Annotated in this window: 20 protein-coding genes; 9 read left to right on the top strand and 11 right to left on the bottom strand. The window is 41.1% G+C overall.

Translation table 11 applies throughout. From position 1 onward, the window contains the following. Nucleotides 1-273: hypothetical protein (locus EHS11_RS02735; RefSeq protein ID WP_210413612.1), on the top strand; the 273-nt coding region annotated here is incomplete at its 5' end. A gap of 129 nt (nt 274-402) precedes the next feature. Here EHS11_RS02735 and EHS11_RS02730 read toward each other — a convergent pair. The 6 genes from EHS11_RS02730 to EHS11_RS02705 all read right to left on the bottom strand — a co-directional run bounded on the left by EHS11_RS02730 (nt 403) and on the right by EHS11_RS02705 (nt 8,809). Next, nucleotides 403-1,476 (bottom strand): integrase core domain-containing protein, encoded by a 1,074-nt coding sequence (locus tag EHS11_RS02730; RefSeq protein WP_135762885.1) that lies wholly within the window; start codon nt 1,474-1,476, stop codon nt 403-405. Nucleotides 1,477-1,818: 342 nt separating this feature from the next. Then, nucleotides 1,819-4,590, bottom strand: coding sequence for a DNA polymerase I (polA, locus tag EHS11_RS02725; RefSeq protein WP_167884324.1), 2,772 nt, complete (start codon nt 4,588-4,590; stop codon nt 1,819-1,821). Then, nucleotides 4,568-5,695, bottom strand: a complete 1,128-nt coding sequence (locus EHS11_RS02720; protein ID WP_135762884.1) for a glycosyltransferase — start codon at nt 5,693-5,695, stop codon at nt 4,568-4,570. The genes polA and EHS11_RS02720 overlap by 23 nt, the downstream gene beginning before the upstream one ends. 1 nt (nt 5,696) lies before the next feature. Beyond that, nucleotides 5,697-6,230: an ATP-binding protein gene (locus EHS11_RS02715; protein WP_135762891.1), complete on the bottom strand. Its 534-nt coding sequence runs from the start codon at nt 6,228-6,230 to the stop codon at nt 5,697-5,699. Nucleotides 6,231-6,401: 171 nt separating this feature from the next. After that, complete coding sequence (gene gltX, locus EHS11_RS02710) at nt 6,402-7,955, bottom strand: glutamate--tRNA ligase (RefSeq protein WP_135762883.1); 1,554 nt, start codon at nt 7,953-7,955, stop codon at nt 6,402-6,404. Then, the gene (locus tag EHS11_RS02705; protein ID WP_135762882.1) at nt 7,952-8,809 is read right to left on the bottom strand and encodes a hypothetical protein; all 858 of its coding nucleotides are present in this window, start codon (nt 8,807-8,809) and stop codon (nt 7,952-7,954) included. The genes gltX and EHS11_RS02705 overlap by 4 nt, the downstream gene beginning before the upstream one ends. Nucleotides 8,810-8,889: 80 nt before the next feature. On the opposite strand from EHS11_RS02705, the gene EHS11_RS02700 reads away from it, so the two are divergent. From EHS11_RS02700 to EHS11_RS02690, 3 genes are all read left to right on the top strand, one after another. Beyond that, on the top strand, nt 8,890-10,260 hold the full coding sequence (locus EHS11_RS02700) for a DNA gyrase subunit A (RefSeq protein ID WP_135762881.1): 1,371 nt from the start codon (nt 8,890-8,892) through the stop codon (nt 10,258-10,260). A 3-nt stretch (nt 10,261-10,263) separates the two neighbouring features. Next, nucleotides 10,264-12,396, top strand: coding sequence for an ATP-binding protein (locus EHS11_RS02695; RefSeq protein ID WP_135762880.1), 2,133 nt, complete (start codon nt 10,264-10,266; stop codon nt 12,394-12,396). A 370-nt stretch (nt 12,397-12,766) separates the two neighbouring features. Continuing rightward, nucleotides 12,767-13,606 carry a hypothetical protein gene (locus EHS11_RS02690; protein ID WP_135762879.1) on the top strand — a complete coding sequence of 280 codons (840 nt, stop codon included), beginning with the start codon at nt 12,767-12,769 and terminating at the stop codon, nt 13,604-13,606. Between the two features lie 109 nt (nt 13,607-13,715). Here the strand turns inward: EHS11_RS02690 and EHS11_RS02685 are convergent, their stop codons facing one another. Genes EHS11_RS02685 through EHS11_RS02675 form a run of 3 tightly spaced genes read right to left on the bottom strand, consistent with a single transcriptional unit; the run spans nt 13,716 to nt 16,252 of the window. Further along, on the bottom strand, nt 13,716-15,050 hold the full coding sequence (locus tag EHS11_RS02685; protein ID WP_135762878.1) for a DUF445 family protein: 1,335 nt from the start codon (nt 15,048-15,050) through the stop codon (nt 13,716-13,718). Between the two features lie 3 nt (nt 15,051-15,053). Next, nucleotides 15,054-15,827 (bottom strand): SDR family NAD(P)-dependent oxidoreductase, encoded by a 774-nt coding sequence (locus EHS11_RS02680; RefSeq protein ID WP_135762877.1) that lies wholly within the window; start codon nt 15,825-15,827, stop codon nt 15,054-15,056. Next, the gene (locus EHS11_RS02675; protein ID WP_135762876.1) at nt 15,824-16,252 is read right to left on the bottom strand and encodes a GNAT family N-acetyltransferase; all 429 of its coding nucleotides are present in this window, start codon (nt 16,250-16,252) and stop codon (nt 15,824-15,826) included. The genes EHS11_RS02680 and EHS11_RS02675 overlap by 4 nt, the downstream gene beginning before the upstream one ends. Nucleotides 16,253-16,377: 125 nt before the next feature. Here EHS11_RS02675 and EHS11_RS02670 point away from each other — a divergent pair, with 125 nt between their 5' ends. Both EHS11_RS02670 and EHS11_RS02665 read left to right on the top strand, forming a co-directional pair. After that, nucleotides 16,378-17,283 (top strand): tetratricopeptide repeat protein, encoded by a 906-nt coding sequence (locus tag EHS11_RS02670; protein ID WP_135762890.1) that lies wholly within the window; start codon nt 16,378-16,380, stop codon nt 17,281-17,283. Nucleotides 17,284-17,294: 11 nt separating this feature from the next. Further along, complete coding sequence (locus EHS11_RS02665) at nt 17,295-18,269, top strand: DNA-processing protein DprA (RefSeq protein WP_246047549.1); 975 nt, start codon at nt 17,295-17,297, stop codon at nt 18,267-18,269. On the opposite strand, the gene EHS11_RS02660 is transcribed toward EHS11_RS02665, so the two are convergent. Continuing rightward, complete coding sequence (locus tag EHS11_RS02660) at nt 18,259-19,296, bottom strand: sodium:calcium antiporter (protein WP_135762875.1); 1,038 nt, start codon at nt 19,294-19,296, stop codon at nt 18,259-18,261. The two genes, EHS11_RS02665 and EHS11_RS02660, sit on opposite strands and share 11 nt — an antisense overlap. On the opposite strand from EHS11_RS02660, the gene EHS11_RS02655 reads away from it, so the two are divergent. The 3 genes from EHS11_RS02655 (at nt 19,295) to EHS11_RS19965 (ending at nt 20,602) form a co-directional block, all read left to right on the top strand. Continuing rightward, nucleotides 19,295-19,927, top strand: coding sequence for a hypothetical protein (locus EHS11_RS02655; protein ID WP_135762874.1), 633 nt, complete (start codon nt 19,295-19,297; stop codon nt 19,925-19,927). The genes EHS11_RS02660 and EHS11_RS02655 overlap by 2 nt on opposite strands. Before the next feature lie 116 nt (nt 19,928-20,043). After that, nucleotides 20,044-20,268 carry a DUF433 domain-containing protein gene (locus tag EHS11_RS02650; RefSeq protein ID WP_135762873.1) on the top strand — a complete coding sequence of 75 codons (225 nt, stop codon included), beginning with the start codon at nt 20,044-20,046 and terminating at the stop codon, nt 20,266-20,268. Nucleotides 20,269-20,383: 115 nt separating this feature from the next. Further along, a complete protein-coding gene (locus tag EHS11_RS19965) occupies nt 20,384-20,602 on the top strand; it encodes a DUF5615 family PIN-like protein (RefSeq protein WP_210413611.1) in 219 nt (72 codons plus the stop codon). A gap of 65 nt (nt 20,603-20,667) precedes the next feature. On the opposite strand, the gene EHS11_RS02640 is transcribed toward EHS11_RS19965, so the two are convergent. Continuing rightward, nucleotides 20,668-23,016 carry a hypothetical protein gene (locus EHS11_RS02640; protein WP_135762872.1) on the bottom strand — a complete coding sequence of 783 codons (2,349 nt, stop codon included), beginning with the start codon at nt 23,014-23,016 and terminating at the stop codon, nt 20,668-20,670. Nucleotides 23,017-23,019: the final 3 nt, after the last annotated feature.

The following is a 23,019-nucleotide window of genomic DNA, read 5'->3' as shown; positions in this document are numbered from 1 at the left end:
TCGATAGAGAATATGTATGCAAAGAGTTTTAACGCCGTGAACAAACTGTCCGGAGGCATCATAGGAACCGGTGTAGGAATGATGGCGGGAGCTGTAAAAGTAGTAGCGAATACAATATCTAATGCGATAGGTTCGGTATCCAATACCATGGGAGCCGTTGCTATGATTAACCTGCCCCTCGTAAAAACTACAATAGCGGACAAAGTGTCCGCTAAACTGAATGGATTATGGTTCGATGGAACAGTTCCGGAGAAAATAGCAAAGTTCAACTGATTCGTTCGTATTATTTCCGGGAATTTCGGCGCAAATAGGTCTTTAAAAAACCAAATAGGCATAGCCGACCCTCCCCCGAAAAGGATCTAAATTCCAGTATAACCAAACAGATATAATGCGGTATATGCTTTAAGCTGCTTTTTTCCAGGAATAGGTATGATAGAGTCCACCTAATACTGGCTGTGAATGCAGTTTATAGTTTCCATCTCTGGGTTTGTGCAAGATAGGAGAAGATACGGGAGTATCTTTCTGTAAAGCAAGATGAGTTCTGTTGTGATTATAAAACTGCATAAACTCTTCCAGTCTGACCCGCAGATGATATTCATTCAGTGGAATAAAATAATCCAAAAATTCTTCCTTACAGGTTTTGACAAATCTTTCTGCATAACCGTTTTGCCAGGGGGAACGAACGGCTGTTTTCTTATGTTTGATGCCAAGTCTTTCCAGGTAGCGGGAGAATCTTTTCCCGAATAAGGTATCATTATCAGTGAGGACATAAGAAATATTCTTCGGATCTTTTTTTCTAAGTGCTACTTTGATCACTTTTCTGACCCATCTGGTGGACGTTTTGGCTGTTATATCAAAATGAAGGATTTGTCTCGTTTCCAAATCCATAAAAAATATAACTTTGTATATTTCTCTGAAGTTATACGAGAACACTGTAAATAGATCAGAGACAATCATGGAATCTGCATGGAGAGCGTAGAAGTTTTTCCAAGCAAGCCTTTTCCTGGTGTTAGGTGATCTCTGGAGAGTTTTCATATATTTGGAAACTGATTTTTCCGAGATTATAAACCCTAGTTTAATCATCGTTCCATGAATTTTGGTAGCACCCCAGATGGGATTTTGTTTCGCAATTCTCCTGGTAAGTTTGATCAGATCCCATTGGATCATAGGTCTACCTAACTTTTTAGAGGAAGAAAGGAGATTCCAAAAAAGTTTCCATTTTTTCTTTCTCCAGGAAATGAGAGTATCCGGAGTAACGAGTATAAGAGAAGATTTCCAATTCGGGCCTAGATAAGAAAGCATAACCAGTTTACATCGTTCCCAGGGAGTTGTAGGAAAGACTTTGTATTTTCTTTTGTAAGCGGCAAGCTGGGTTTTAAGGATCAGGTTTTCCAGAATGAGTTCTTTATATCGTAAACAAGAAATGAGATGAAAAAGAAGCAATGAAAAACAAATCAGTAAGGAGTGTATAAGCATCTGTATATAATTCAATTAAATTTAAAAGAAGTGAGTTGTAAGACTTTTAAATTACAAAAAAACAATATTCAAGAGAAGATAAATTTCATTTGATTATAAAAAAATAGATCCTGCGGCAGTGATCGGAGCGAGGCGACCGGAAGGTCGTCGTCCGAAGGACCGAAGCCGAGAGGCGGAGTCGCGGAAGAGCACGGTCGGTTAACGAAAGGAAGTTGGAAATGGGAAAAGATGCGAGGCGCCCAAACAAACATAGATAAAGTCTCTCTTCTCTTAAAAACAAGGGAGATGTTTTTCGCTTCTATTGGCAAAGAAGAAGGGGCGGGAGTAATATTCACGATCCTATCAATGCGCCTCGTCCCAGTTTTTACCAAACTTACCTTCGACCGTTACGGGTACTTTCAAAGGGAGAGCATCTTCCATTTCCTTTTTGGCAAAAGCAAAAAACTCATCTTTTTCTTTTTTATCCACTTCAAATACCAATTCGTCATGCACCTGTAAGATGATGCGTGATTTCAAAGATTTTTTTTGAATATGATCATGTATCTTTAACATGGCAAGCTTGATCATATCGGCGGAAGTCCCTTGGATGGGTGAGTTGATGGCAACCCGTTTTGCAGCTTCTGATGCCATCTTATGTGTGGAATTGATATCGGGCAGATAGCGACGGCGACCGAGCAACGTCTCCACATAACCGTTCTTTTTGCAGAACTCCACGGTAGACTCCATATATTCTTTTACCCCTGTATACTGGGCAAAATACCGTTCTATAAATTCTTTTGCTTCTTTACGCGCAATTCGAAGGTTGTTGGAAAGACCGAAGGAGGTAACTCCGTAAATTACGGAAAAGTTCACTACTTTCGCTTTGTTTCGCATTTCAGGTGTTACATCTTTTTCCTTCACACCGAAAAGACCTGCAGCCGTTCTCCTATGAATGTCCGCACCGGATTGATAAGCGTCGATCATTTGAGGGTCATTGGAAAAATGCGCCATAATTCTAAGTTCGATCTGGCTATAGTCGAGAGAAAGAATTTCCAAACCTTTGCCCGGAAAAAAACCTTTTCGAAGAAGACGTCCTTCCTCGTCTTTGATAGGGATGTTTTGCAAATTGGGGTTAGTCGACGACAATCTTCCTGTGGCGGCAATCGTTTGGTTATAGCTGGTATGAATGCGCCCCGTCTTCGGATTGATCAAAGTAGGTAAACTGTCGGAGTATGTGCTTTTCAGTTTGGAAAATTTACGAATGGCGAGCAAATCATCTATGATGGGATGACTTCCTTGCAAAGACTCCAAAACCGAATGATCCGTGGAAAATCCTGTTTGCGTCTTTTTCTCCGCAGGCAAACGCAAGTCTTCAAATAGAACAACTTGCAGCTCTTTGGTGGAGTTGATATTGAATTGTCTTCCTGCATAAAAATGAATGTTCTTTTCATGTTCCAGGATTTTTTTCTCAAAAACAGTAGATAGACCTTCGAAGTATTCTTTTTCAACACTGACACCGGTGAATTCCATCTCACCCAAGACGTCGATCAAAGGCATTTCCACATCTTTGAAGATTTTTTCGGATGTGCCTTCCAGTTTCTTTTCCAGAACATGGTAAAGCCGCAGAGTGATGTCCGCATCTTCGCAGGCGTATTCGGAAACACGATCAGGATCTATGTCGTATAGATTTTGTTTCTTTTTACCTGTTCCAACTAATTCATCATAGGTGATCGTTTTGTAATTGAGATAATCCGTTGCCATATCATCCATATTATGGCGTCTTTCTCCCGGAGTGAGAATGTAGGAAGCGAGCATAGTATCAAACTCGATCCCCTTGACTTGGATTCCGTAATTTCTGAAAACCAAAACATCATATTTTATATTTTGTCCGATTTTGGAAAGTTTCGGATCTTCCAAAATCGGTTTGAACAAAGCCAAAGCCTCCGCAGGGCCCGGGAGTAAGTGGGAATAGATGGATTCGGAATGTGCTAAAGCAATATAGTATCCTTCTCCTTCCTTTTGAGTAAAGGACACTCCCAAAATTTCCGCGAGCATCGGATCTTGTGATGTTGTTTCCGTATCTACCGAGATCGGTTTTTTCGGATCGATCTTGCTTAGGATCTTTTTCAATTCATCAATGGTCTTGATTCTGATATACTTTAGATTTTTAGGTGCGGCGGGTGTTACTTCTTCCTGAGCTTCCTCTCCTTTCTTTTTGCTTTTTTTTGCAGCAGGAGCGGGAGCGTCTTCCAGTTTAATCCCTGCTAGTTTGGCAAGATCACGGTGAAGTACATTATAACCTTCGTCTTTGAAAAACTGAACTTTTGCAGGATCAAAGTAATTGGGAACTTTGAGATCCGATTTTTTGATCTCTAATTTGAGATTGGTGACGATTGTTGCAAGTTTTCTGGACAAAAACGCATTTTCTTTGTTAGCTGTTAACTTTTCGGCAAGATTTTTGTTTTTGATATTGTCCAGGTTTTTGTAAATTTCTTCCAGACTTCCGTATTCCTGGATCAGGGTTTTTGCCCCTTTGTCACCGATTCCTTTGATCCCGGGGATATTGTCCGAAGCGTCTCCCAAGATTCCCATATAGTCGGTGACTTGTTCTCTTGTGATTCCAATATTTTCTTTCACCCACTTGGGATCTATCTTTTCAAACTCGGAAACTCCCTTTTTCCCACGTAACATGAGTATGTTTTTGTCAAGGACCTGATAAAGATCTTTGTCGCTGGACAGGATGACTATTTCGTCAAAATCTTTCGCAAATTTTTTACAGAGGGAACCGATGATGTCATCCGCTTCGATTCCGTCCATTTTATACATGGGGAATTCCAGAGTTTCTATCATCTTGTATATTTCTTTGAGCTGAGGTCTTAGATCCTCGGGCATAGGCTTGCGTTGCGCCTTATAAGCTTCATACATATCATTTCTATGAAGACGTGTGCCGGGATCAAAGGTAAAAGCGATATGGGATACTTTTTCATCTTGGAGAAGCTTGAATAACATCCTCCAGAAACCGAATACGGCGCCGCTGGGCAGGCCTGTCTTGGAATTGGTAAGGTTCGATGCGGCAAAGGCGAAATAAGCTCGGAATGCTAAGGCATGTCCGTCAATGATGAGTAGACGATTCATAATTATCCTTCCCGAACAGAGAATCACCTAGTAAGGAATAGTAAATGAGTTTTGTTTTTTCGGAGGTCTCCGTACAAGAAAATCGTTTCACAGCCAGTTTGTTGAAAGCTCCGAAACCGGTTCGTAAGGATTCGGATTCTACCAGGGAATCAAATGATTTTGCAAGAGATGCGCTGTCTCCTACCTGAGATAAAAAGGCACCTTTACCTTCCGTTAACATTTCCCCAATCCCGCCGCCCGTGGTTGCCACGACCGGGAGAGACGATGCCATCGCATCCAATACGGATGTGCCGAGACCTTCTTCTTTGGAAGTCAATGTGAAAATATCGAATAACGAAAATAAGGCGAGGATGTCGGTTCTGTGTCCTGTGAAAACAATTTTGTCTTCCAGACCTAGTTCTTTCGATAAAGTTTTCAGCTTTTTCTCAAGTTTGCCTTCTCCTACAATCAGGACTTTGAAAGGGACTTGGGTTTTCATTTTTTCAACTGCCCGAATCAAAGTCTCCTGATCCTTATGATCAACGAGTGCTGCAATATTTCCGATGATGATTGTTTTTTTTGGAATGGAAAATTCTTCCCGAATGGTTTCCCCGGATGGCAATTTGGAGAATCGTTTCAGATCGATCCCCGAGTACACTGTGATTAGTTTTTCCGGGCTGATTCCCGCTTCTATCATGACTTTTTTGATGGCTTGAGATACTGGCAGATAATAGTCGTTAGCGGAATGTCCGTATTTCCATCGGGAAAAAATACTGCTTCCCGGTTTGAAGTCTACTCGTCTGGATACTACCAAAGGAATGTTCAAAGTATTTCTTTTTGCAAATACCGCCAAACTATGCGCATGTGCCGTATGGGTGTGAATCAGTTTGATTTTTTTTTCCGAACAAATGTTTCGGATCGCTTTGACGGCTTTTCTATCCCATTCCCCTTTCATCTCCAGGGGATAACACGGAAATCCGGCGTCAGTGCATCTTTCGAAGAGAGGAGAGTTCGGCTGGCAAACAATCAGTTGTTCGATTTTGTTTTGGTTTAGCCCTTGGGCTAGGTAGTATAATTGTTGTTCTCCTCCGCGCCATTCGCGGGAGGTATTAATATGTAAAATCAAATTATAGATGTTTGGCGCTATCGTATTCGAGTGTAAGAATGGATCCCATCACCTTAAAACCTCGTGGAACTTCTTCCACTTCGCCTTCTCCGTGAAACATTACCTTAACGGAGTCCATCATAGCATTGATAATTTTCAAGCCTTTTCCCATATTCTTGTGTTTTTGATTTTGACCGTTGTAAGGAAGGAGGGCGGGTTTCTTGGTCTGGTGATTGATTACATTTCCGATGAAGGTGGCAAGACAGGGATTTGAGGTGAAGGCTTTTTCCGCCTCTTCTTCTTCTTCCTCCGCTTTGAGACCGGATCCGTAATCCAGGACATAAAGGGTGAATTTGGAACCGTTGATCCTCCAACGACAGATGATGGTTTCATCACTGCAATTGCAAACATTCGCCGCTACGGAATTGGTAAGTGCCTCATCAGCAGCAAGCTCGATCTGCATGATGTTTTCGAGGGAGAAATGGTTTTCCGTTAAAGATTTGCGAAGTTCCTTTCTGAAAGACTTCACTGAAGCCATATCAGGTGGCAAAAACATAGCATAGGACCCGAGGGATGGGCTCATTACAAAATGTTCTTTTTCTTGGATTTCGCTCACGTTCTTTATTTACGACTGCCTTTTTCTATAGGATACAACGAATTTTCCTAGAAAAAAACATAAAAACTAGAAAGATTCAAAGTATTTTTTTTTGTAACGCAAAAAATAGACCTAGTTTAAGGTAATATTTGCTACCTTTGCAAGAATCTCCATTCTCTTTTGCAATTTTTCCTTTCCCAGGAGGGTAAATAGAATCGGAAGTTCCAGCCCATGCGATTTTCCGGTAGTAATCGAACGGATCGGCATAAACAGAGTCCTGCCTTTTTCAGCGGTTTTTTCACCTGTCCCGGACATAATCTCTTTGTACTGGTCGGGGGAAGTCGGGTTTGCAGAAAGGATTTGTTCGTAAAAAGTTTTGGCAACGATGGTTCCATTGCCTTCCAAAAGAAGTGACTTCGCCTCATCGTTTTCAAACCCGAGATCTTCCAGAAAAAACTCTTCGATATAAGGTGGTGCCTGAATCAATCGGTCCAGATAGACTCTCACCGAATCCAAAATGGAAACTAGGGTGGGATGAGTTCCTGATTTGTATTCGTTCGGGATCTTTGCATCTGCAAGAAAAGGTTCCATCTCTTTTCCCAGTCTTTCGATAGGAACGTCGCGGATCAGTTTGTTCGACATCCAGTTCAGTTTTGATTTCGGATTTAAATAATCGGAAAGACCTGCGGCATCTAACTTATTAAAGTCGACAGTCTCTTTTTCTTCTTCTTTCAGTTTTTTGAAAACATCGAATGTGGCGGGAGACTTGGAACATCTTTCAATATCGAATACGGAACAAAGTTCGGAGTCTTCCATGTATTCCTTTCCGTCGGGAGAAGTCCATCCTAGAAGAGCCATATAGTTCCGCAAAGTTTCCGAGAGATAACCTAATTCCCGAAAGGCGAGAACCGATGTAGCTCCTGCTCTTTTTGATAATTTTTTCCCGTCGCTTCCTACGATCTCGCTTGCGTGTGCAAATCTGGGGAGAGGAAATCCGAATGCTTCGAAAATCAGAATCTGACGCGGAGTATTTGATAAATGACCGACTCCCCGGATAACATGTGTAATTTGCATTAAGGCGTCGTCGATCACAACTGCATAGTTGTAGGAAGGAAATCCGTCCGACTTGACCAGGATAAAATCTCCGATGAGTTTCGATTCGAATTTCACCTTTCCCTGAATCATATCGTCAACTATTACGATTTTGTTGGGAGTGCGGAACCGAACCGTGTAAGGTGCTTTCTTAGAAAGATTATTTTGAATTTCTTCTTCCGTCAGCTCGGAACATTTTCCGTCATACAGATAAGGAATGCCCATGGATTCGGCTTGTTTCTTTTTACCTTCCAATTCTTCGGAACTGCAGAAACAACGATAGGCTTTGCGATCTCCAATCAGTTTGTCCGTGTATTCTTTGTAGATGTGCAGTCGTTCCGATTGGGTATAAGGACCGTGAGGACCGCCGACTCCGGGACCTTCATCCCATTCCATACCCAACCATTTTAAAGATTCCAGAATGATTTTAAACGAAGCTTCCGTGGATCTGTCTTGATCAGTGTCTTCCACTCGTAAGATAAACTTACCCTTCATTGCCTTCGCATACAGATAATTGAATAATGCGGTCCTAGCTCCTCCTACATGTAGAAAACCTGAGGGAGAAGGGGCAAATCGTGTACGAACTTCGGTCATTTCATATCCTCTTTTAATAAAAAATTGCCAATCTTTGTGAACCCTACAGGTTCTTTGGCTTTGGAAGCGGAGTTGTTGGCAAAGGGCGGAACAAAGAAAATTTCGGTTTTGGAATCCGAATAGATTGTTTTATAAAAAAGTTTGTTCAGATCGTTCGGAAGTGCTTCGAATCTGTTTCTCGTATAATCGTAGTTTGTGGAAGAAAATTTGAACGGTTCCTTTTCCTTGGAAGTGGAAGAAGAAAAGTTCGTATTGGAACCCTGTTCGTCCTTCCAAATATAGAGCGTTCCGTCGTTTCCTGTCATACCTTCTTCCGCATACCATGCAAAATCGGTTTGAATGGCAAACACATCGTATTCGTTTGTGTTTGATTTTTTGACCGGAGCGGTTCTTGCCAGATTCAATAATTCGGACAGTGAATTTGCCTCTACTTCACCTAACTCAATAGAGTTGTAATTCACTTTAAGGGAAGTTTGATTTGAAACGGAGTCCAATTTGCCAATCCACCTTTTCCATGTGAGTTTATATGTAAAAAACGTTTCTTTATTGAAATTGTCTTTGAGAGAAGACAGGAAATCTTTCTCATAAATGAAAAAACCGATCTCCCATTTGGCTGCCAAACCCGCTTTTTTAGAAGGTTCCGCCTCTAAAAAGTAGTAGGTGGAAGAGCCGTCCGCAAAGAATTTCGGGTTGGGTTTTTTGGGGTTTTTTGTGTAAAGTACCGGAGCCGAAAAATCAGGCTGGGAGCGGTTTTTCAGACTTAAGTTTACGAAATTGCACCCCCAAAATAGAAAAAAAGTCAAACTGCAAATAGACCAATAAAAATAGGGTTTTACTCGGGGTTTGGGTGACATAGTAGAGGCTACTTTGCCAGTCTAAAATGGGAAAACGGCTTGACAAGTCAATTCACCCCTTCCCTCTGTCATTTGGTATCATGAAGAGCGAAGATCAATTTCCCAAACGCCCCTTTGAAGAACAAGTCCACGACGACCAGAGAAAATACTCCCGTTACGTCTGTGATTCACGCGCTATTCCGCAAGAAATTGATGGTCTAAAGCCTGTTCAACGACGAATTCTTTGGGCAATGTGGAATTCCGACGCACGCACAAGGCATACAAAAACGGTAAAAGTGGCGGGTCTTGCGATGGGGTATCACCCTCACGGAGACAAGTCCATCCAAGATGCTCTTTCCCAAATGGCGCAGGATTTTGCATTTGCGAACAACTATCCTCTCGTTAGCGGCGAGGGAACATTCGGGGACGTTTTAGACCCGAGCGCAATCGCCAGCCCCCGTTATACGGAAGTGAAATTATCCGATTTTGCCAAGGATTTGGGCTTTTTTGAGAGTCTTCCTGATATTGATTATGCAAAAAACTACGATGAAACGGAAGACGAACCGATTCATTTCGTAGGAAAAGTTCCCGTCGTACTACTGAATAATATCCAAGGTATTGCCACGGGATTTCGTTGTTTTATCCCCGCTCATAAACTCAGTGATATTATTGATTCTCAAGTTTCTTATTTAAAAACCGGCAAAGTAAAAAAGGTAACTCCTTGGTACAAAGGTTACAAGGGAGAGGTTAAATTATCCAAAAATGACAACGGTTCCGTTGTCATGTCCACAACATTCGCTTTCAAAAAAGAAGATGGTAAGTTGTTTTTAACCGACTCGCCAATGAACTGGAACCGTGAAAAGGTGATTGTTTATCTGGATGATCTGATTGAGAAAAAAGACAATTGGCTAAAGGACTACGTCGATCATTCCAGCCAGACTTTTAAGATAGAGCTCATTGCCAAAAAAGGCGAAGAGCCGAGTGATGCAGAGATAAAAGCGCTGTTTTCCAAGGAAAATAACGAAGTTCTCACCATCAACGTAATCACTCACGAGGGAAAATTAAAAAATCATACTCCCGAAGAGATCATAAAACGATTCTGTGATTTTCGCAAAACACACCTTATACGGAGATTCAAGCGTTTGGCCGGTCTTGAAAAGGAAAAAATCGACAGAAACTCGGAACTCATTCGTTTTATCAAAGAAAGATGGAACGAAAAGGTAACCGGTATCAAATCTAAAAAGGATTTCGAAGACAAATTGAAAACGGCAAAATTCATTTACTTCGAATGGTTGTCCACGATTCCCGTTTACAGAATGACTTTGGACGAAGTTCGCAAATGTGAAGAAGCGATTGTGGAAGCAAAGACACAATTTACCGAGTATACTGCTCTTCAAAAAGATGATAAAAAACTCACCGGATTTATGACTGTGGAACTCGACGAATTGAAAGCGAAGTGGGATCCGAAATAATATATGGCACAAACAAAACAAGACAAATCAGCATCATCTAACTCGCGTAATTTTAAAAAACTATCGAACGTAGAACACGTTCGTATGCGTACGGGGATGTGGCTCGGGCAGAACTCATTGTCCACATTCGAACAGCATTTTTTTACAAAAGACAGCGCAGGAAAATACGATATCACACACGAAGAACTTTCGGATATCCCGGCAAAGATTAAATGTTTGGATGAGTCTTGTATGAACTGTGTGGATGAATATCGTAAAAACCTAAACGATAAATCCATCCAGGAAAAGGACAAGATGAACAAATTGATTGTTCAGCTTTCCAATGATAGAAAACGGGTTACCATTCAGGACAACGGCCGCGGGATTCCTGCGGACAACGCGGAAGGTGTGTATCTCCATTTGATGTACGGTGAAAACTTTGACGATAAAGTCAAAGAAGACCATGTTGCGGGTCAAAACGGTGTGGGTATTTCTCTTGTAAGAATGGTATCTTCTTTCTTTCGTGTAAAAACAGTTAACAATAGTAAGGCGTATAAAAAGACTTTTACCATCACTGAAGACGTAAAAAAAGTAATCCGTGCTTTCAAGCTTCCTAAAGACGATCAGGAAAGAACTTTTCTATATTTTGACGAGCATGGGAATTTTACCGATTGCCCGAGTCTGGCCCCGGAACAAATCAAACAATTGAAGGTTCCTTCCGAAAAAGCGGGCATGAATGCAGTGATTGAAGCTGCAAAGAAAGAAGATCACGGAACGACTGTAGAGTTTGAATTGAATCCGGCCTATTTCAATAATCTGGATGTTTCATTTAATATTGATTTGGTGAAACAGTATTTGCAGGATATTGCCATGTCCAATCCCGGTTTGGAAGTTGTTTTCATTCATAAATCCGGCAAAGAAAAGTATAAATTCAAAAAAGGTTTTGATGAGATTTTCAGCAATTCCGAGATGATCTACTATAAACTGGATTATACTGACAAAACTTCCGCTTCGCAGATCAATATGGATACATACGCGGTGGTCGGCCAGAACAAGACCCTTACTTGGGTGAACTCCATCTTCTGCCCGCAAGGCGGTTCCGCGATTGAATATTTGGAAAACAGACTTTGTGATGAGATTCGCAAAAAATCACAAATCATATCCCTGGAGAAAAAACTAAATACACAATGTACGCGTAATGATGTGAGAAGTTGCTTTCACATGTACGTGAATTTGCGCATTCTCAACCCTCGTTTTAAATCCCAAGACAAATCCTATCTGATCAATGACTTGAACGAAGATATTCGCAAGGCCGTTGATAAACATTTGGATAAACTTTTGAAAAAAACCGGTCTTGTGGAAGAAGTAAAAATGGTAATGGAGCGCAGAACCCAATTGAAACAATTGGAAGACGCGCAGAAAGGCCTTAGAAAAGCTTCAAGAAATAATATCCCTAAACTTATGCCGCCTACGGGAAAACCAAATGATGTAGGTAGGGTGCTGTTTGTTGCGGAAGGGGACTCTGCGATTGCCGGCCTTCGTCCTGCCAGAAATCCTAAACTTCACGGTTTGTTTCCTCTTCGTGGAAAACCTTTGAACTGTAAGGGCATGTCTCTCGCCAAAGCGATGCAAAACGAAGAGTTAAAAAACATCGTTGCGATCTGCGGTCTTCCTTTGGATGGAAAGGTGAAGTCGATCGATGAATTGCATTATGATAAAATCAGTATCATTACGGATGCGGATTTTGACGGTTATGCGATTCGTTCTTTGATGTTGTCTTTCTTTTACGAATATTGGCCTGAGCTGTATGAAATAGGTTTTATCAATATTTCCTCCGCCCCTCTTTATGAAGTGGATGTGAAATGGAAAGATGCCAAAAAGGAAACGGTTTTCTGTATTGATGATTCGGATTATGACAAATTGGTCATAAAAGTGAACAAAACCGGGTCTGAGATCACTCGCAAAAAACGTAACAAAGGTTTGGGAGAGACGGGAAAAGAAGCGATGAAGTTTGCCGTGGATGAGTGTATGACAAAGATCACCATCGGCAATAAAAAAAGCGCCAAAACCATCCAGGACCTATGGTTTCACAAGGATTATGCGGATAAAAGAAGAGAGGCTATTTCCGAATACTCCATGAGTGTGATTGAGGATTAGAAGTAGTATTTAACACCGATCATTAAGCAGATCCATCCGTTCTGGCCGAGATATGTATCCCTTGTTCAAGTGGTTACTGTCTCGTCTGGGATATCGAAGCTGACCTCTTCACTCCACTTGTTTGTAAATTCCTTAAATTTTTAGGATAAATCCTGATGAAATTAGTTTTTTAGAAAGGATTTTGTTTTCCATTCCCAAAAAAGAAAAAGAAAATATTTTATTTAACACGAGTTTTTTGGCAAACACATGTTTTTGTTGCATCCTGTAACAGGTGCTGTATTTCTCAAAATCTTCATCCAAAGCCGAATTCACTTGTAAAATTACCGTGAATCTAACGATTGTATATATTTTATAGGAGTCGGCAAATAAAATGATATTTAAAAAAAATTCCGAATTACTTTCGGTTAAGAGAACCTTTTCTAAGTTTTCCCTAATGATGGTTTTGGTCATTGGTGGATTTTTATCCCAATCTTGTATTATGTGGTACACCGGAGAACCGGATCCAGCACAAATTTCCATTAAGAAACCAGCAGGTAAAAAATTCCCTCTTCATTACAACGTAGCTACCACCAATGCAGATTTAAAAACTGCTGTTAGACAAGGAATTGATTCAACTGACCTTTTTTCTACTGCGCTAGAGCATTATTCTATGTTAGATTATACTGAAAAAGAGAAAGGTCAAGATCCTCTCTTTGTTGAGATTTTTATCAAAGAAAAATCGTTTGGTGGATTAGGTATTATTTGGACTTATCTTACTTGGTATTTCACAGCCGCGCTTATCCCTGCATGGACAGAAGACGGGTATAATATAGAATACAAAGCTTTTCGATATGATAAAGGCAAAAAGAACTATGTTACTATTAATACAAAAGTATATGATACAACCAGATGGGGATTTTCCTGGTTGGTGAATATTCCGTTTCTATGGATCAATTTGATTACATATTCCAAAAAAGATATTCTGAGTCTTACTACACAAGATTATCTGGCAGCTTTGAGCAGAAATGATGAGATCGTTGCTATGAAATTGATGCCTGAGGCTGGAGACGATGAAATGAAATTTCAGGATACTCTTGTTACGAAGAAGAGCGACGTATATACCAACGTTCGTGTAATCCAAGCGGTCGATACATATACAATGATTTCAAAATCAGGAAAAGTCACTCTATTTGAAAAAGACAATGTAAGTGTAGTTCACAAAGGTAATTAAGCAAATTTTTAGAAACTTAATAAAAAGGGATCTCATAGAGGTTCCTTTTTTATATCCGCACAACGTTTTATCTCAAATCCTTGTCACCCGTTCGTGTATCAAACCCCTGTTATTCCGCAACCTTCTCCTGTTTCCGCTTATTTCTGTAATGGGCAATGTACGTGATCCCAACAAGCGCCCCTACGGGTATCCCAAAGTAGATATGAACCTGAACGAGTCCCGCAATCATACCCAGGATCCCGCCTAAGAATTGAATGACGACCAGGTTTCCGCCCGTATTGTCCAAAATCATCTTTTCCAGATCATCCGTGTCCAATTCCATCACTCGTTCTTCCACAAGTGCGGTAACATTGATTTTGTGGACGAATTTCTCTATATTTTTCTTTAGATAAATCTTTCCTTCTTCGCTGTTCATAAATTCCACAAGTCTGTTTTTGATCCAATCCACAGCACGGAAGAAATTCTTTTCGATTTCTTCCCAATTGCTAGGGTCATCCAAATAAGACTGAAGTCTTTCGATACCGTTCGGCAATAGGTTTTGTCTCGCATAATCACCGCTTGCTGACAGCCAATCGGAAATTTTTCCTGTGATGAAGTCTTGGGTTTCTTTTGAATCCAATCTTTCCTGCAATCTTGCCATAACTTCATCCATCATTCCCATAAATTGATCCGATGTTTCGGGATCTTGCACAAATCTTTCGAGTAATTCCTGAATAGCTTCGTCATTGAATGAGAATATTTTTTTCACTCCGATTCCGATTTTACCGAGAGTGTTTCTGGTTTTAAGATAATCTTCCAAACCTTCATTCAAAAGATTTGCAAGTCTCGGCATCTCTTCCAGCAGTACAACACGCAGTTGGTTTCCGATCTCTTCCCGATTGGTTTGTTCGTTGAGGTAATCCATCAGCTTGTTGCGGGTGTAGACCCAGAGCTTTTGAATTTCTTCCGGCCGCGAAGCCATCTTTTTAATGGTCTCCTCCGAAAAATCAAAGATAACTTCCAATATCTCGGGACCTCTCTCTTTCAATATGGTAATGATCTTTGTTACCAACATCTCCCGGATTTCATCGTTGTGAATGGCTTCGTCGATTTCTTTGACTATTTTTTGCACACCTGATTCCACCAGGTTTCTCTCATAGATATAAGAGAGAATGATGTCAGGGTGCAGTAGATTGTTTTGAATACTTTCTCCTAACGATTTTGCGATCTTCGGTTTGTTTTTGGGAACGAGTCCTTCCCAACCGAGCACCTTACCCGCTTTAGGCTGAAACAACATTTTAATTGCGAGAAAATTGGTAAAATAACCTACCACTCCCGCCATAAGGATCACAAAACAGGCATCAATCCAAATATTGTCGGGCAGATACACTTGGAATCCACCGGCAATAATGGAAAAAAACACCAAACTCTTTCTATACCAGGAATCAACTTTTGCAATATCCATCTTTTATTTCCTGTCAAATTTGAGAAACAGCCCTGCCGTTTTCCGAAGCAGTGCCCTTGGCATAAGCTCTGTTAGACTGATTGCACCTTGATTGACTACCCCTGTGATACACACCGCTTTATTATAGCGAAGTGCGGAAAGGGATTCTTCTACAACTTCGTTTGCATTTTGCCAAAGTAGGGAAGGATATTTTGATTTTTCTATTCCTGCCCTTTGGTGAAAATCCGAATGAGTGAGACCCGGACACAAGGCTTGCACATAAATCCCGTAAGGTTTTGCCTCTTCGTGAAGACTTTCCGTAAATGATTTTACAAATGCTTTTGTCGCCGCATAAGTTGCGCTACCCGGAGCCGGCAGATAACCTGCGACGGAGGCAACGTTGATCAAGAAACCTTTTCCCGTTTTTTTGAATTTATTTAAAGCCTTATGACTTAAAAGAACAAGTGCCTTTACGTTCAGGTTGATTTCATCTAACTCTTGTTCTAAGTCAAGCCCTGCAAATTCACCTACGGTTCCGAATCCTGCATTATTTACCAAAAGTTCGAAGTCTTTGTCTTTTTCCAGAATGGAGGCGAGTTCTTCCTGTTCCTTTTTTTTAGTGAGATCCAAAGAGATTGCTTTTAACATTCCTCTGCTTCTCGGTTCTATTTCCACAATGGCTTTGTTTAAGTCTGCGGCGGAACGTGAGATTAAGAATACATTATAATCTTGTGCCAAAGCCCGAACGAATTCTTTTCCGATTCCTTGAGAGGCACCTGTAACATAGGCATTTTTCATAATTCTTTTTTCCTTAACATAATGATTGCGGTAGATCCGTCGGGATAATAATTTTTTCGTTTTTCCAGGATGGAAAATCCTGATTTTTCATATAAGAAGAGTGCTGGCAAATTGGACTCTTTTACTTCCAGAAAAAAATCTTTTGTGGCAAATCGTTTCAAAATGGATTCCAAAAATTTAAATGCGGCACCTTTTCTCTGATAGGTGGGCAGGGTGGCGATTCTGAAAATTTCAACTTCCCAGGGAGTTTCGCAGACCAGCGCATAAGATACGACGGAATTTTCTTCCCAAACAAATGCTTGGTGATACTCCAGATGGGAAGCGAGCATTTTGGAAGTCCATTCTTCTCCGGGGAAACATTGTTTCTCCAAGTCCGAAAGCAAAGGCAGATCTTCCTCCGAGAGAACCCGGATTCCATGAGACATAATCTCATTTTTTTCTAGCCAGGCATAAGAAATAAACTAAATTCGAACTAAAGAGCCAAAAAAAAGCGGGATTTTGGCTTTCCAATAGGAACTAAGGAAATATGGAAAATAAATTAGTGCAAATCATGGTTTCCGGAGTTTTCAAAAACAAAACCTCTTACTTTCGTATTTTTATTTTTCTAATGTTTGGCATTTCCCTTACTTCCTGTGACCAACTGAAAGATCTTACCAAATCCAAGTGGGAGAAGCAGAAATTTGCAAAACCTCCCAGCGAATCGGACATCGTAAATTGGAAAGAGAAATTGGCTCTGGAAGAAGCCGAGATTGAAGAACTTGATAAACGAATTCGCAAGATGGTACAAAAAACCAATCAGGCAGGAGCCCTTTCCTGGAAGATTGCGCGCGCCTATATGAGGGCGGGTTCCTTTGAAGTGGGAGCCAAGTATTATGAAGAAGCGATCATTGCGCAAACGGAAAATAAAGGTTATGAAATTCATAACTTCGAATCGGCGCTCCCTTATTTTGAAAAAGCAATGGAGCTGGGAAAGCTCGATAAGCAGTTGTTATTTGAATCTGCTCTTGCTTTCGGAAACGCCTCCAAGGATATGGGATGGGAACCGACCAGAAGAGCGAGGGCCATCCAACTTCTCAAACAATTGTCCCGTTTGGATAAAGACGATACCCGATTTCCATTTCAACTCGCACTTATTTATTTCGATTCTTCCATCAAAGGAGAGAATTGGTCCGGAAAAACTAATGCCGGTTATGATGAGGTGGACACTGCGTTTCAGTTATTGGATCTGGTTTTGCAAAAGGAACCTTATAATGTTCCGGCCAGATTTGCCAAAGCAAACTTCCTTTATCAAACAGGAAAATCGTCCCAGGCACAAAACGAATACATTCGTCTCAAATCCATTTTGGAAGAGATGAAAACGAGCGGTGCCATTCGGGAACCGTTGGAGAAAAATCTTTCCTACCAGAATGTTTTGAAAAATTTGGAAAAATTAAGGGGCCAAAATACCAATTTTTGACCTCTTAGTGAGTGTTCCCAATTGTATTTTTTTCTCACCCGAAGATCAGCGGCTTTTGTCATAAGCACAAATTATGGAAAGACTCGGATGATTTGAACGGTTTGTCAAAAGCGATCCTCTCCTTGGCTGGTCGGGATACCATCAAACAAATATTAGATGAATGTTGTGTATGGATTCATTCCGAAACGAACAAAGACATTCAATTGGTATCCATCTACGATTCAGGATACCCCAGGTATCTGAAAGAAATTTACGACCCTCCTTTGGTTCTTGCCGTCAGGGGCAACAAAGAAGTCTTAAAGAAAAATCTCGTTTCCGTCGTAGGAACCAGAAAAGTGTCTCCTGTTTCCCGTTTGGCGACAAGACTTGTCGTGGAAAAATTAAAATCGGAACATACTGATCTTACGATCGTTTCCGGGATGGCGTTAGGCATTGATCGCGAAGCATTTGTTTCCGCTTTGGATTTGGGTATTCCCGTTTTAGGAGTGCTCGGAACGTGCATGGACCAGGAATATCCTCCCGGAAATCGGGATCTTTATAAAAGAGTCAAACAAGATCCGAGTTCATGCCTCGTCACCGAATTTGTGTTAAAGACGGAACCGGCCAGATGGACTTTTCCCAAAAGAAATCGTGTGATTTCCGGCCTGTCTCTCCATGTTTATATAATGGAATCGGGCTCCAAATCGGGAACTCTTTCCACGGCGATGAGTGCACTTTCTCAAAATAGGGAAATCCATGTATTTGATCATCCTTTGCAGTTTGATAATTCAGGCGGAAAAAATTTACTGAACGACGGAGCAAATCCCATTCTTTGGGAAGAGATTGCAAAAGACAAAGGATGGATTCATTATCCTGCGGAAAGAAGTGATGAAAGAACAATCGGGTTTGCCGATTGGAAAAAAGAAAAAGATCGTGAGAAGGAGTTTTTAAGAGAGAGGAATACGACGCCTCTAGGAAGAGGCGCCCATTGGATTTCTATTCTTTGAAATAATATCCGGCGATAGTTACGGCAACATAGATCAATACCAGAAATACACCAAACGGTCGTTTGATTGTATCTTTGGAGAAGGCGATTCCTACGCGGAATATCACAAGAACGATGAGCATTGCCGGAAAGAAAAACTGAAAAAAGTTTTTCGGTGCTTCCAGTCCCGTGGAAGTGACAGCCGCCGCCGCTCCCGATACGAATAGAACGTTCAATATGTCCGCTCCGATGATATTTCCCACCGCGAGTTCGGAATGTCCACGCCTGGAGGCTTGGATTGCAGTGACCAGTTCCGGCAAAGAAGTTCCAAATGCGACGAGTGTGGCACCGATGATGGACTCCGGGATTGACAAACGGATGGCAGTTTCCTGGACGGAAGGGATGAGCACCTTGGAAGATAAGATTACCACTCCGATGGCAACAGCTAACTTGAGTAATACTTGCCACAAAGGAGCGGAATCTTCTCTTTCCGAAATATCATCAAGCCCGGCTTCGGCTTCTCCCGGTTTGGAACGGGACCATTTGATACTGATGTAAATATAAGCCGCCAGTAGTATTAGAAAAAGAAATCCGGTGCTTTGCGTGATCCGCCCGCCTTGTTGAAAAGCGGAAGTAACGTTTTCCCAAGGTAAAGCGAAAAAGAATAATAAAAACCCCGAACCTACTTGAATCCAACCTTGTCGGTTCACAAGCCTCTTATCGATGCTAGGTGGTGAAATCAGAATGGCAATCCCGAGGATGAGCCCCGTATCGCAAATGATGGAACCGACTGCATTCCCCAGGGCAATCCCCGGATTTCCTTCCAGAGCGGCCAGGACGGATACGGAGACTTCGGGGAGGGTTGTCCCGAGGCTTACGATCGTAGCGCCGATGATCATTTTAGGGACACCCCACCTGGCCGAAAGGGAAACCGCTTCATCAACAAGGACATCCGCCGCTTTGCCTAAAAATAGGATGGAGACGATGATGACCAAAATCAAAACGGGAAGAGGAAATGCTTGAAAGCTTGCTTGTAAGAATTCATCCATGGATAAACACCAAATTATGATCGCCCAGAACCTTTTTCGAGTCTTTCTTTTCTTTTCCCTGTCTTTGTCACTCACTGCCCAACCTAAACTTCCCAAAGAACCGAATCTTCCCAATGTGGTCGGGTCCGAAAAAAAAGAGGATCGTGACGCAAGAGGAGACACTAAGGAACAAAAAACAGTTGTACAAAACCTAACTTTATGTGACGGAAGAACCGTTCGGGGAGAAGGGACAATCTTAACCGAAGGAATCCAATTCACTCATGTTCGGGAAGGGATCGAATACAAAAAAAAATTGAAGATGGAAGAGATCGAATCCATTCGTATCGAAACTTGGGAGTTGAAACAGAAAAAAGAAGAAAAGAAAGGAATCAGTTTCGAAGCTATGCCGAAAAAAATCCGGATACGTGCCCGTTCCGGAGAGAGTTATTATAAAGAGTCTGGTCTTGCCGATTTAAAATTATTGAATTTGGAAATCAAAAACAATAACGGAACAGCGACTCTTTACTCCTACTGGATTGATTTGCGTTATCCAAACGGAAGCTGGTTTTCAGGACTGCCCGCAATCAAAAACGACGGTTTGGTGAGGGATGATTGTTTGAAAGATGTGGTTCGTTTGATTGAATGGGAGTGATGAGATAGGCTGTTTCGGGGATGCGGAAATGAAATTGCGGAAAAGTTGAAATTTTCAATAAATATTCTAATTGAAATCGTTTTCATCTTTTGAATAGTATTGTTTAGGTATTAAAAATGAATCTTTCATCCAGAATTACTATAAATCCTGATATTTGCGGTGGGAAACCTTGTATTCGCGGGATGCGGATTCGATTAATCGATATTCTGGACTTATTTTCAAATGGACTTTCTCATGAACAGATTTTACAAGAAATGCCAGATTTAGAACCGGAGGATTTGAAAGCCTGTCTTCAATACGCATCAATGAAGATTGATCATGCTGTTGTTTTAGCTAGTTGATGATTTGGTTAGATGCACAACTTTCGCCCAAATTGGTGAATTGGATCACCGTTGAATTTAAGATGGAAGTTCTCAGCTTGAGGGAGTTAGGTTTTCTTAAAAAACCGACAAAGAAATGTTTTTTGCTGCAAGAAGCAAGCAAGAAGTCATTATCATGAGTAAAGATAGTGATTTTATTGATTTACTCAGCCGATACGGTTCTCCGCCGAAAATCATTTGGATCCGATCGGGTAATACTTCAAATGAATCAATGAAGATACTATTAAAGAAAACTTTAGAAAAAGCTTTCGCAATCTTAAAATCCGGCGAGAGTATAGTTGAAATTGCAGATTAGTTTACTAATTCTGTAAGTGCTACGGTAGGCACTTTGTCAATATTGATTTTTGCCGGCTCGAACTTTTAAACTCGTTTCTTCGGCAAATACTTGTAATACTCCATCTCCAAGGTATTGATTAGAAAAGTATAATACTTCACCAGTTTTTTATCGAATTTCTTTTTGTTCATCTCTTCTCTGTAATAGTCAGCAAGCTGGCTGCGAAAGAGTGCGGACTTCATATCATTCCGATTGATGATTAGAGTGGCAAGTTGATCCGATACTACGATGTCAGGAGGAATCTGGATGGTAGAGACGGATTGTAATACCGCATATTCTACTGTCGATGCAACCTTATCATCATCCTTTTCTTTCGCCAAAGTCATGTTATTGCGTTTGATATTGTCGAGGTTTTCGTAGATTCGTTTTTTTAAGGACTTGGGATCCAAAACCTTTTCAACGATCTTGTTGAATTTTTTAGGGAATACGAAATTGTCCGCTGCTTTGACAATATGTGCCAACTTTTCTTCTTTCTCTTTTGTAGTTCCTGAAGAATCATCATCTCCTCCTCCCGATAGGGAAGAAGACCCGGAAGAGGAAACAACATGAGATGGTTTGCCCCAATCCGTAGAAGTAAGCCCGGGAAACTTGCCTGAGTTTTTGATATCTTCCCGAATTTCCTGAGCTGTTTTTTCCCGGAAAAAGATGGCTAAAAAGAATCCTGTTGCTATCGAAAAGGGAACTCCGAAGAAAATCGGCACGGCGGATTTCAAATAATACGCTGCGGTAACAAAGATTAACGTTGATACTACGAAAGTCAAAACTCCTGCCACAACATTAAAACGGCTTTTCATCTCTTCCGACTTGGCACGTTCTTCTTCTTCGTGTTCCATATTGCGGACTTCCACATTCATCTTTCCGATGGAGTCCGGTTTTAATTTTCCGTTGAGTTCGGGATGTTTCGGATTGGAGAGCCGATGATTGATAATCTTTGCGAACTCCAATTGTTTTTTGAGTTCGGGATTGGATCTGCCTTCAAAGGATAATTTGTGAATCACAGCCGCCATATATCCATGATCCACTACATAGTAATTCACCTGGCCGGAAGCGTTTCTTTCTTCATAATAGGAAAAATCGGATAGAACATCGTCTTTCAGGCGTTTGACGTATTCTTTGGCTTTCTCTTCGGATGTAATTCCTGCTGTTTCGACTTCTTCTTCAAAATCGATTTTCAATAGAGTGTGATTGTTTTTTGTATGTGCGGGGATCTTCGCCATCACGGCTTGTTTCAATGAAGAATAGATATTATCGTCTTTTCTATGTAATACGGAACCTTTTTCTTCGATAAGCCGTTTCAGGATTTTGCAGGATAACTCTACGGTTTCTTTGACGGCGAGGCCTAGATTGCCTTTGTCAGTAGGGTAAGGAAAAGTTTCAATGATCGAAAGGAAATTTTTCACCCTTTCTTCAGGATTCATTTTTTCTTCGTTTGTTGTAGGTTTCGGTTCCGAGAAATATCCGTCATATCTTTCTAAAAAAGCCCGGTAGTTGTTTTCTTTTGCGATTCGAACCAAATGTTCTTTTGTAAATGTTTCCAAACCGTCCAATTGGGCCAAAATCTGGTTCACTGCTTCCGGTAATTTTTTGAAACTTCCGTCCGCATGAATCTCCAATTCGTCTATGACGATATGGTAGTCATTTAATATCGCTAAGGCGAGGTTTTCGTTTTTTGCATAATCTACAAAGTCCTGCAAAAAATCAGTCATAGGAATATAAGGAACATTTCCGAAACCTTTTCTGACCAGAGAGGAAACTTCCGATTCCAGACAACCTAACTTGGGATAAAGCCACAATTGTCCTTCTTTGTTTTTTTGCATAAGCAGCATACCGGGATTTTGTTCATCCCAGTTGCGGCCTTTTTTTCCACGGTTTTCCAGAAGCATTTTCACCAATTCTTGGGAAAAATTAAAACATGCCTGACGATAAGGAATGGTATCCGTTTTGTTTTCTTTTTGAGGCGCAATGAGTGCGATTTTGCTTGCGATTTTACTTCCCGTGCGGATCAGATAAGGATAGGCATAGGCAACCCGGTTTTGTCCTCTATGATCCAGATCCAAAATCTGCCTTAACGCCTGATAGATGCCAACGTCCGATTTGGATTGTCCGCTTAGGTTTGTATACTTGCCGAGAGCTTCCGGGATTTTGTCAAGAGTGAGCAAGTAGGATGCGTGTTTTTCCCGGCTTCCGTGTTTTTCAATCCGTTTGTGCCAATCTTTAAGTTCGTCTAATATACATCTGGCGGTAGGGGAGAGAGATCCTATGGCATCGGATAATTGGATATAGGAACCGGCAGCGCTTTCTTTTATGTCTTCCCCTGATCCCGGGTCAGCGGCAAGGTTATCCGTGCTGATATCGAGTGAGTCTTGTTCTGCCATTTT

It is taken from the genome of Leptospira ilyithenensis (assembly GCF_004771005.1).
In the GTDB taxonomy this organism is placed as follows: Bacteria; Spirochaetota; Leptospiria; order Leptospirales; family Leptospiraceae; genus Leptospira_A; species Leptospira_A ilyithenensis.
This window is presented reverse-complemented; position numbering and strand designations above follow the sequence as displayed.